The 10,696-nt window shown below is 71.3% G+C and carries 9 protein-coding genes and 1 pseudogene; 9 read left to right on the top strand and 1 reads right to left on the bottom strand.

All coding sequences use genetic code 11. From position 1 onward, the window contains the following. The 8 genes and pseudogenes from ACZ7EG_RS14265 to ACZ7EG_RS14230 form a co-directional block, all read left to right on the top strand. Positions 1 to 151, top strand: a pseudogene (locus ACZ7EG_RS14265) (L-lactate permease); the annotation flags it as partial. Between the two features lie 245 nt (positions 152 to 396). Continuing rightward, positions 397 to 1,761 carry a phosphomannomutase/phosphoglucomutase gene (locus tag ACZ7EG_RS14260; RefSeq protein WP_471077143.1) on the top strand — a complete coding sequence of 455 codons (1,365 nt, stop codon included), beginning with the start codon at positions 397 to 399 and terminating at the stop codon, positions 1,759 to 1,761. A 69-nt stretch (positions 1,762 to 1,830) separates the two neighbouring features. After that, positions 1,831 to 2,001 carry a Trm112 family protein gene (locus ACZ7EG_RS14255; RefSeq protein ID WP_471077140.1) on the top strand — a complete coding sequence of 57 codons (171 nt, stop codon included), beginning with the start codon at positions 1,831 to 1,833 and terminating at the stop codon, positions 1,999 to 2,001. Between the two features lie 112 nt (positions 2,002 to 2,113). Beyond that, entirely contained in the window at positions 2,114 to 3,241 is a 1,128-nt protein-coding gene (locus ACZ7EG_RS14250) for an SIS domain-containing protein (protein WP_471077137.1), read from the top strand. Positions 3,242 to 3,303: 62 nt separating this feature from the next. Next, on the top strand, positions 3,304 to 4,455 hold the full coding sequence (manA, locus tag ACZ7EG_RS14245; RefSeq protein WP_471077134.1) for a mannose-6-phosphate isomerase, class I: 1,152 nt from the start codon (positions 3,304 to 3,306) through the stop codon (positions 4,453 to 4,455). A gap of 152 nt (positions 4,456 to 4,607) precedes the next feature. Beyond that, positions 4,608 to 5,588 carry a cation diffusion facilitator family transporter gene (locus tag ACZ7EG_RS14240; RefSeq protein ID WP_471077131.1) on the top strand — a complete coding sequence of 327 codons (981 nt, stop codon included), beginning with the start codon at positions 4,608 to 4,610 and terminating at the stop codon, positions 5,586 to 5,588. Between the two features lie 372 nt (positions 5,589 to 5,960). Then, positions 5,961 to 7,418 (top strand): adenosylhomocysteinase, encoded by a 1,458-nt coding sequence (gene ahcY, locus ACZ7EG_RS14235; protein ID WP_471077128.1) that lies wholly within the window; start codon positions 5,961 to 5,963, stop codon positions 7,416 to 7,418. A gap of 168 nt (positions 7,419 to 7,586) precedes the next feature. Further along, a complete protein-coding gene (locus ACZ7EG_RS14230; RefSeq protein WP_471077125.1) occupies positions 7,587 to 8,201 on the top strand; it encodes a hypothetical protein in 615 nt (204 codons plus the stop codon). A 43-nt stretch (positions 8,202 to 8,244) separates the two neighbouring features. Here ACZ7EG_RS14230 and ACZ7EG_RS14225 read toward each other — a convergent pair whose 3' ends face one another. Beyond that, positions 8,245 to 9,219 carry an RDD family protein gene (locus ACZ7EG_RS14225; protein ID WP_471077123.1) on the bottom strand — a complete coding sequence of 325 codons (975 nt, stop codon included), beginning with the start codon at positions 9,217 to 9,219 and terminating at the stop codon, positions 8,245 to 8,247. Between the two features lie 128 nt (positions 9,220 to 9,347). On the opposite strand from ACZ7EG_RS14225, the gene ACZ7EG_RS14220 reads away from it, so the two are divergent. After that, positions 9,348 to 10,355, top strand: coding sequence for a stage II sporulation protein M (locus tag ACZ7EG_RS14220; RefSeq protein WP_471077120.1), 1,008 nt, complete (start codon positions 9,348 to 9,350; stop codon positions 10,353 to 10,355). The last annotated feature ends 341 nt before the right edge of the window (positions 10,356 to 10,696 follow it).

Here is a 10,696-nt window from a genome sequence, read left to right as displayed (position 1 = left end):
GCTCTCCTGCGATCCGCGCACCCAAGCCCTCGTCATCGCCCTCTGCCGGGTGCTGCTGCAAGCGCTTGCCGGCTTCGGGGTGCCCGTCGTGATCAGTACGGTCGTGCCGGCCGCCCTCGGCTTCGATCCGGTACGCGCCGCCGTCGTCGCGCCTGCGCGGCAGTGTCGGACTCGCGGGCCACGAGGGCGACTTGCTGCGCAAGGTGCTGCCGTGGAGCCCGGGCCCGCTGTTGGTGATGTGCTCGATCGTGGCCGGCAGGAGCACCCCGGCCCTGGACCGCACGCTGCCCTGACCTGAGGTTGCGGCTGGGAGTCCTCTTGGCGTCCGCCCGGCGCGTTGTCGGTGGGCGAGGGTAGTTTGGCCCGACCGACAGTACTTTTTCAGGAAGGTTGGCCGTGGCTGCTGATCTGTCGCAGGTCGTGAAGGCGTACGACGTACGCGGGGTCGTCCCCGACCAGTGGGACGAGTCCCTGGCCGAGCTCTTCGGAGCGGCCTTCGTGCGGGTCACCGGCGCGAGCGCCATCACGACCGGGTACGACATGCGGCCCTCCTCCCCGGGCCTGTCACGGGCCTTCGCGCGCGGGGCGGCAGCCCTGGGCGCCGACGTGACGGAGATCGGTCTCTGCTCGACGGACCAGCTGTACTACGCCTCGGGCGCGCTGAACCTGCCGGGCGCCATGTTCACCGCCTCCCACAACCCGGCGCAGTACAACGGCATCAAGATGTGCCGCTCGGGCGCCGCTCCCGTCGGGCAGGACACCGGCCTCGCGGAGATCCGTGAGCTCGTCGAGCGCTGGAGCGAGTCGGGCGCACCGCAGCCGGCCGCGCAGGCGGGCACGATCACCGGCCGCGACACGCTGTCGGACTACGCGGCCCACCTGCGCTCCCTGGTCGACCTGACCTCCATCCGCCCCCTGAAGGTCGTCGTCGACGCGGGCAACGGCATGGGCGGGCACACCGTCCCCGAGGTCTTCGCCGGCCTGCCCCTCACGCTGGTCCCGATGTACTTCGAGCTCGACGGCACCTTCCCCAACCACGAGGCCAACCCCCTCGACCCGGCCAACCTCGTGGACCTGCAGAAGCGTGTCCGCGAGGAGGGCGCCGACCTGGGTCTCGCCTTCGACGGCGACGCGGACCGCTGCTTCGTCGTCGACGAGCGCGGTGAGCCGGTCTCCCCGTCGGCCATCACCGCCCTGGTCGCCTCCCGCGAACTGGCCCGGCACGGCGGCAAGGGCACGATCATCCACAACCTGATCACGTCCTGGTCGGTGCCCGAGGTCGTCGAGGAGAACGGCGGCAGCCCGGTCCGCACGCGCGTGGGCCACTCCTTCATCAAGGCCGAGATGGCCCGCACCGGCGCGATCTTCGGCGGCGAGCACTCCGCGCACTACTACTTCCGCGACTTCTGGAACGCCGACACGGGCATGCTCGCCGCCCTGCACGTCCTGGCGGCCCTGGGCGGTCAGGACGGCCCCCTGTCCTCCCTCGTGGCCCAGTACGACCGCTACGCCGGCTCCGGCGAGATCAACTCCACGGTCGCCGACCAGCAGGCCAGCCTCGCCGCCATCCGTTCCGCGTACCAGAGCCGCGAGGGCATCACCCTCGACGAGCTCGACGGCCTCACCGTCTCGTCCGCCGACTGGTGGTTCAACGTCCGCCCGTCCAACACGGAGCCACTGCTGCGCCTGAACGCGGAGGCGAGGGACGCCGGGACGATGGCCCGGGTGCGGGACGAGGTGCTGGGGATCATCAGGGGCTGAGGCCCCGCCCCCACCGGCGGTAACCTGACCAGGCACGACCCCAAGCGCCCGCACCTCGAAGGAACCCCTATGCCCCTCGAATCCGGCCTCCTCGAGATCCTCGCCTGCCCGGCCTGTCACTCCTCCCTCACGGAGCAGGACACCGAACTGATCTGCACCGACGCCGGCTGCGGCCTGGCCTACCCCGTCCGCGACGGCATCCCCGTCCTGCTCGTCGACGAGGCCCGCCGCCCCGCGTGACCGTCGGGGGCGCACGCACCCCCGTGACACTCCGGTGCACATAGCCCCCGGCACAGCGGGCACGATCCAGGACACCCTCACAACGGACCCCGGCGATGGGAAGCTGCCGCCCATGCTCGACGAATCGCTGCTCGACTCCCCGGAGGGCCTCGCCGAGGCCGACCACCGCGGACTGCTCCGCGGCGCCGCAGAAGCCGGCGCCCGCGTCCGAACCGCGGCCCGCCACGCCGCCGAGGCGGGCGTCAACGACCTCAAGCCGGACGGCCGCCCCCGCGCGGTGCTCATCGCCGGCCCTGGTGCCGCCGCCACCCACGCCGCCGACCTCATCGGCACGCTCGCCGGCGCCGGCAGCCCGGTCATCCGCCTCGCCCCCACCGGCGTCGCCCCGGCCGCGGGCGCCCTGCGGTGGGAACTGCCCGGCTGGGCCGGTTCCGTGGACCTCCTGCTGATCACCACCCCGAACGGCACCGAACCCGGCCTGTCCCTGCTCGCCGAGCAGGCCTACCGCCGGGGCTGCACCGTCGTGGCCGTGGCCCCCGCCCGTACCCCGCTCGCCGAAGCCCTCACCGGCGTGCACGGCCTGTTCGTCCCGGTGGCAACCGCCCCGTACGACCAGGAAGAGCCCCTCGCCGCGTCCGCCCCGGGCGTCCTGTGGGCCCTGCTCACCCCGCTGCTCGCGCTCCTGGACCGCACGGGCGTGCTCGCCGCCCCGCCGGACGCTCTCGGCAAGGTCGCCGACCGCCTCGACCTCGTCGCCGAGCGCTGCGGCCCGGCCATCGCCACGTACAGCAACGCCGCCAAGACCCTGGCCGCCGAACTCTCCGACGCGCTCCCGATCGTCTGGACCGAGGGCGTCTCGGCCGGCCCGGCCGGCCGCCGCTTCGCCGCGGCCCTCGCCGAACTGTCCGGCACCCCCGCCGTCGTCGCCGAACTCCCCGAGGCCCTCGCCGCCCACGGAGCCCTGCTCGCCGGCCCTCTGGCCGCCAGCGCCGACCCCGACGACTTCTTCCGCGACCGCGTAGAGGAACCGCCCGCCCTGCACGCGCGCGTGGTGCTGCTGCGCGACCGCCCCATCGGCGGCCTCACCGCCGCCCCCGGCGCCCGCGACCTCGCGCTCAGCCACGACACACCGATCAGCGAGCTGGAACCGGAGGAGGGCGGCGAACTGGAGACCCTCGCGGAACTGATCGCCATCACGGATTTCGCCGCCGTTTACCTGGCGCTCGCTTCGAGGGCCTGATCTTGCCCGGGACACCCTGACGCGCCCGCGCCCCGCGCCCCGCACCACGCAGAGAGAACCCCATGGACCGCCTCGACAACACCATCCGCCCCTACGCCTGGGGTTCCCCGACCGCCATCCCTCAGCTGCTCGGCGTCGAACCGACCGGCGAGCCGCAGGCGGAGATGTGGATGGGCGCCCACCCGGGCGCCCCCTCGCGCACCGGCCGGGGCACGCTCGTCGAGGTCGTCGAAGCCGACCCCGAGAAGGAACTCGGGTCCGCCGCCGTCGCCAAGTTCGGCCCCCGGCTGCCCTTCCTCCTCAAGATCCTCGCCGCGGGCGCCCCGCTCTCCCTCCAGGTCCACCCCGACCTCACGCAGGCGCGAGAGGGCTACGCGGACGAGGAGCGGCGCGGCATCCCCGTGGACGCCCCGCACCGCAACTACAAGGACGCCAACCACAAGCCCGAACTGATCTGCGCCCTCACCGAGTTCGACGGCCTGTGCGGCTTCCGCGACCCGCTGGAGGCCGCGGCCCTGCTCGACGACCTCGGCGTCGACTCCCTCAAGCCCTACGTCGACCTGCTCCACGCCCACCCCGAGGACGCCGCCCTGCGCGAGGTCCTCACGGCGATCCTCACCGCGGACCCCGACGACGTGTCCCGCACGGTCACGCAGACGGCGACCGCCTGCACCCGCCTCGGCGGCGCCTACGCCCCCTACGCCGACATCGCCCACCACTACCCGGGCGACCCCGGCGTCATCGCCGCGATGCTGCTGAACCACGTGCGGCTCCAGCCCGGCGAGGCCCTCTACCTCGGCGCCGGCGTCCCGCACGCCTACCTGAACGGCCTCGGCGTGGAGATCATGGCCAACTCCGACAACGTCCTGCGCTGCGGCCTCACCCCCAAGCACGTCGACGTCCCCGAACTTTTGCGCATCGTCCGCTTCCTCCCGAGTGACCCCGGCGTCCTGCGCCCCGAGGCCTCCCCGGACGGCGAGGAGGTCTACGAGACCCCCATCGACGAGTTCCGCCTCTCCCGCTACGTCCTCCCCGAGGCGGGCGGCGCCCACGACCTCACCCGCCCGACCCCGCAGATCCTCCTCTGCACGACCGGAACCGTCCGGGCCGGCGAGCACGACCTCACCCCCGGCGCGTCCGTCTTCGTCCCCGCCGGCGAAAAGGCCGAAGTGTCCGGAACGGGGACGCTTTTCCGGGCCACCGTCGTCGCCTGACCGTTTCGAGGACCCCGTGCTGGTGACCTGACTCACCGCTGTCACGGCGGGCTGCAACAATGGCCCACCGTCAAGCACGGGCAAAGTCACGGGCGCGCACCAAGGCGGGCGTCCGGGCCCTGGAACGGCGTACGAAGGGACAACGCGGACATATGAGCGCGTCAGGCGGTACCAAGGCGATCGTGGCGGCACTGGCCGCGAACCTCGCGATCGCGGTAGCGAAGTTCGTGGCGTTCCTCTTCAGCGGCTCGTCGTCGATGCTCGCCGAGTCCGTGCACTCGGTCGCCGACTCCGGCAACCAGGCGCTGCTCCTGGTCGGCGGCAAGAAGGCGAAGCGCGAGGCCACCCCGGAACACCCCTTCGGCTACGGCCGCGAGCGCTACATCTACGCCTTCCTCGTCTCCATCGTCCTCTTCTCGGTCGGCGGCATGTTCGCCCTCTACGAGGGCTACGAGAAGATCAAGCACCCCCACGAGCTGACGAACTGGTACTGGCCCGTCGGCGTCCTGGTCTTCGCGATCATCGCCGAGACCTTCTCCTTCCGCACGGCCATCAAGGAGTCCAACCTCCTGCGCGGCAAGCGCTCCTGGAAGGAGTTCGTCCGCCACGCCAAGGCCCCCGAACTCCCGGTCGTCCTCCTGGAGGACCTCGGCGCCCTCGTCGGCCTGGTCCTCGCCCTCGGCGGCGTCGGCCTCGCCCTGCTCACCGGCGACAGCGTCTGGGACGGCATCGGCACCCTCTGCATCGGCATCCTGCTCATCCTGATCGCCCTGGTCCTCGCCGCCGAGACCAAGTCGCTGCTGCTCGGCGAGTCCGCCGGCATCGAGGAGACGCAGAAGATCGAGGCCGCCGTCGTCGACGGCGACACCGTCACCCGCATCATCCACATGCGCACGCTGCACCTCGGCCCCGAGGAACTCCTCGTCGCCGCCAAGATCGCCGTCCAGCACGACGACACGGCCACCGAGATCGCCGCCGCCATCGACGCCGCCGAGGCCCGCATCCGCGCAGCCGTCCCGATCGCCCGCGTGATCTACCTGGAGCCGGACATCTACAGCGAGAGGGAAGCAGCCAAGGGTCCCGACCCCGAGGCCTCCCCGGGCGGCCCCGCCCCCCACCCCACCGAGCACTGACCCTCCCTCTGCGCCTCACGGGGCCCGCCGAACCACTCGGCGGGCCCCGTCCGGCTTCCCCGCCCCACCACCCCACCACCCCGCCCCCGCCGTCCGGTCCGTCCTCGGGTCCGTCACATGATCGGCTCGATGTGTTCGCCCACGGACTGGGGATCGCGCCCGCGCCCGGTGTAGCTTGGGACGGAGCCAGACGTCGCTGCTGATGGCGGTCGGGCGGTCCCGAAGCGGACCGGCCGAGGGAGAGAGGGCCTCCGACGGACTGCGCTGCGCGCACGCGGGCATGCCTGTGTCCTCTTTCGGGCACCCCTGTGTCCGCCGCCGCGCAGACCAGCCGTACCCACCCTCGACCCACACCCCGAGGAGCAGCTCGCAATGACGACTGTCGAGAACCGACAGGACTTCAAGGTCGCCGACCTCTCCCTGGCCGAGTTCGGCCGCAAGGAGATCACCCTCGCCGAGCACGAGATGCCGGGCCTGATGGCGATCCGCAAGGAGTACGCCGAGGCGCAGCCCCTGGCGGGCGCCCGTGTCACCGGCTCCCTGCACATGACGGTGCAGACCGCTGTGCTCATCGAGACGCTGGTGGCCCTGGGCGCGCAGGTCCGCTGGGCCTCCTGCAACATCTTCTCCACCCAGGACCACGCGGCGGCGGCCATCGCCGTCGGCCCGAACGGCACGCCCGACAGCCCGCAGGGTGTGCCGGTCTTCGCCTGGAAGGGCGAGACGCTGGAGGAGTACTGGTGGTGCACGGAGCAGGCGCTGACCTGGCCGGACAGCCCCACCGGCGGCCCGAACATGATCCTGGACGACGGCGGTGACGCCACCCTCCTGGTCCACAAGGGCGTGGAGTACGAGAAGGACGGCAAGGTCCCCTCGCCCGACACGGCCGAGTCCGACGAGCACCGCGTCATCCTGGAACTGCTGAACCGCACCATCACGGACGGCTCGCAGAAGTGGACCCAGCTGGCCTCCGAGATCCGCGGCGTGACCGAGGAGACCACGACCGGTGTCCACCGGCTGTACGAGATGCAGCGCGACGGTGTGCTGCTGTTCCCGGCGATCAACGTCAACGACGCCGTCACCAAGTCGAAGTTCGACAACAAGTACGGCTGCCGGCACTCCCTGATCGACGGCATCAACCGCGCCACCGACGTCCTCATCGGCGGCAAGACGGCGGTCGTCTTCGGCTACGGCGACGTGGGCAAGGGCTGCGCGGAGTCCCTGCGCGGCCAGGGCGCCCGCGTGATCGTCACCGAGATCGACCCGATCTGCGCCCTGCAGGCCGCGATGGACGGCTACCAGGTCGCCACCCTCGACGACGTGGTCGACAAGGCCGACATCTTCATCACCACGACCGGCAACAAGGACATCATCATGGCCTCGGACATGGCCAAGATGAAGCACCAGGCCATCGTCGGCAACATCGGCCACTTCGACAACGAGATCGACATGGCCGGCCTCGCCAGGATTCCCGGCATCGTCAAGGACGAGGTCAAGCCGCAGGTCCACACCTGGACCTTCCCCGACGGCAAGGTGATCATCGTCCTGTCCGAGGGCCGCCTGCTGAACCTGGGCAACGCCACCGGTCACCCGTCGTTCGTGATGTCCAACTCCTTCGCGGACCAGACCCTGGCCCAGATCGAGCTCTTCACCAAGCCCGACGCGTACCCGACCGGCGTCTACGTGCTGCCCAAGCACCTCGACGAGAAGGTCGCCCGCCTCCACCTCGACGCGCTCGGCGTGAAGCTCACGACGCTGCGCCCGGAGCAGGCCGAGTACATCGGCGTGCAGGTCGAGGGCCCGTACAAGCCGGACCACTACCGCTACTGAGCCGAGCAGCACCGCTGCCGGTCAGCCGGCAACCGGTTCAGATCTCCGAGGCAGGCCCCCGCACCCCCGTGCCGGGGGCGCGAGGCAGGCCCCCGCACCCCCGTGCCGGGGGCCTGCCCCGTTCGCCCCACCGGCGACCGGCCCAGCCCGTCAGGACCCAGGACCCCCATGCCCCGCGGCCGCTATTCGCTCCACGACCCGCACGATCACACCCCCCTCGCAGACGAACACTTCCAGTGCGCCCCCGGCCCCTCCGGCTGGCGCTACGTCTCCCAGCTGACCACCCCCGCAGGCGATCACCACGGCTCCGTCGACCTCACACTCGACGAACTGGGCCGACCCATCCGCCTCGAACTCCACGCCGCCGCCTGGCAGGTCCGCGGCGCAGCCCTCGACGGCGTCACCTGGGTCCGCACCGACCCCACCGGGACCGAGGCCACCGAAGGCAATGTGCGCGCCCACGCCTTCACCGGCACGTCCCCGGCATTCCTCGTCGCCACCACCCGTCTCCTGCGCCTCACCCCCTCCACAGCGGCCACCCGCGTACGCCTCGTCGCCTTCACGGACCCGGTCCTCGCCCCCCGCACCGTGGACCAGTCCTGGGCCTTGCTGAAAAGCGAAGCACACGCCACTGACAACGGCCCCCTGACCGTGGACGAATACCAGGTCACAGCCCTGGACATAGGCGAGCAGCACACCGTGCACATCGCCGGAGACGTCGTGCTCGCGGCCCCCGGCATCGAGCTCGAAGACCTGGAGTCACCGCCGTCGGCGTTCACCTGAGCAGGCAGCAGCGTTCCACCGGCGCCACGTGCCCCGCCCCGCGCTACGCCGGCGGCACGAACCCGGTGCGGGGCTGCTCGCCGGCCGGAACCGCCGGTGGCACCGCCGGCTCTGCGGGCCGCTCCCCGTCGGAAGGCCCGGACCCGACCTCGGGCACCCCAGCCGGCGGTCGGAAGCCGGCCGCGGCGCCCTCCCCGGAAGGAGCACCGGCTGTGGCGACCGGGTCGGCGGGCACCGGAACGGCGGCGGACGTCGCCGCCGGGGCCGCCTCGCTCCCGAAAGCCCGCCGGGCCTCGCGCGCCTGCCGTTCCTGCACGACCGCCGCCAGATACGCCGCAGGCGGCACACCGTGGGGCACCGGAGCCCCCGTACGCTCCGCCAGGTCCGCCGCCAGCCGCTCCGCCATCGACCAGCCCACCTGCGGATCCAACTGCTGCATACGCGTCAGGTACTGCCGGACGGCGAGCCACAGGCCATCGGGCACCGCCGACAGATCGAGCCCCGCGAACCGCCCGGACAGCCAGGGCGGAGGAGGGGGCACGAAACCGGTCCGCGCGACCGGAATCCGCTCCCGTACGACGAGCGTCCCCGCGAACACGTCTCCCAGCCGCCGCCCACGCCCCGACACGAACGAGGCGATGCAGGCGACGATCCCGAAGGTCATGAGGATCTCGATCACCCCGATCAAGCCCCTCACCAGCGCATGCCGGAACCGGATGGGGCCTCCGTCGTCCCGCACCACACGCAGACCGCACGCCATCTTCCCGAGCGACCGCCCGTGACTGAGCGTCTCCACCGCGATCGGCCCGCCCACCAGCACGAGAACGAACGACGCGATGGACAGCGCCGTCTGCGCCGCCTCGTCGAGTGAAGCCGTGGAGGTGACCAGCACGATGGTCACCGCGACGTAGACCGCCATGACCGCCACCAGATCGAGCAGCACGGCCAACGCCCTGCTGGGCAGCCTCGCGGGGCGCAGCTCCAATGCCACAGCCTCGCCCGTCACCAGCTCACTCACGCCCGCCGTCCTTCCCCTGCCCTGCCCCCGACAGGGCCAGTCTGCCAAGCTGAGGGCGCATCGCGCCGTAGTACGACAAGCTGATCCACGACGAGCCTCCGACGACCAGCCGAGGAGCAGGCACACCGATGGACCTCGACGTCTTCGTCTCCGCCCACCGAGCGGAGTGGGACCGCCTCGAAGCCCTCCTCCGCCGCCAGCGCCGCCTCGACGGCGCGGAGGCCGACGAACTCGTCACCCTCTATCAGCGCACCGCGACGCACCTCTCCCTGATCCAGTCCAGTGCCCCCGACCCGCAGCTGACCGGTCGGCTCAGCCAACTCGTGGCACGCGCGCGTGGTGCCGTGACAGGCACCCGACGCGCCTCCTGGCGTGACGTCACACGCTTCCTCGCCCACGGTTTCCCTGCGGCCGTCTACAAGTCACGGCACTGGTGGGTGCCCACCGCGCTCCTGTCCACGGCCGTCGCCGCCCTCCTGGGCTGGTGGATCGGCACCCACCCCGAGGTGCAGGCCTCGATCGCGGCTCCCAGCGAACTGAGGGAGCTCACCCGCCCCGGTGGCCAGTACGAGACGTACTACTCCAGCCATCCGGCCGCCAGCTTCGCCGCCCAGGTCTGGACGAACAACGCCTGGGCCGCCGCCCTGTGCCTCATCCTCGGGGTCTTCCTCGGACTTCCGGTCCTCTGGATCCTCTTCCAGAACATGCTCAATCTCGGTGTCGGCGTAGGCCTGATGTCCTCGGCCGGCCGCCTCGACACGTTCCTCGGCCTGGTCCTCCCGCACGGCCTTCTGGAACTGACCGCCGTCTTCGTCGCAGCGGGCACGGGCCTGCGCCTCGGCTGGACACTCATCGACCCCGGCCCGCGGACGCGGCGCACGGCGCTCGCGGAGGAAGGCCGAGCGGCCATAGGTATGGCCATCGGCCTCGCCCTCGTCCTCTTCGTCTCAGGCGCCATCGAAGGCTTCGTCACCCCGTCCGGTCTCCCCACCTGGGCCCGCATCACCATCGGCGTAGCCGCCGAAGCGGCCTTCCTGGCCTACGTCTACGTCCTGGGAGGCCGGGCCGCCCGCGCGGGAGAGACCGGAGACGTCGAGGCGGCGGAACGCAGCGCGACCGTCCCGACAGCGGCCTGATCGTCCCGCTGACCGCCGGATGTGCGACCACGTCCGTTCAACTGCTAGTCTCCTCTTCGCCCCACAGGAGCCGTTGACACGGCAAGTGTGGGGAGGTAGATTAGAACAGTTGCCTGGAGATGGGCCCTAGTCCCGGACCGGCCGCAGTGAACATCTATCTGCTTCGTGAAACGTCGCTTTCATTGAAGCCTCTCCCGATGAATCGGAAATGAGTGGCCGGTCAGACCAGCCAAAAACTTCTGATAAAGTCGGAACCGCCGGAAAGGGAAACGCGGAAGCGAGAACCTGGAAAGCACCGAGGAAATCGGATCGGAAAGATCTGATAGAGTCGGAAACGCAAG

It is taken from the genome of Streptomyces sp. NPDC037100 (genome assembly GCF_055606225.1).
This window is presented reverse-complemented; position numbering and strand designations above follow the sequence as displayed.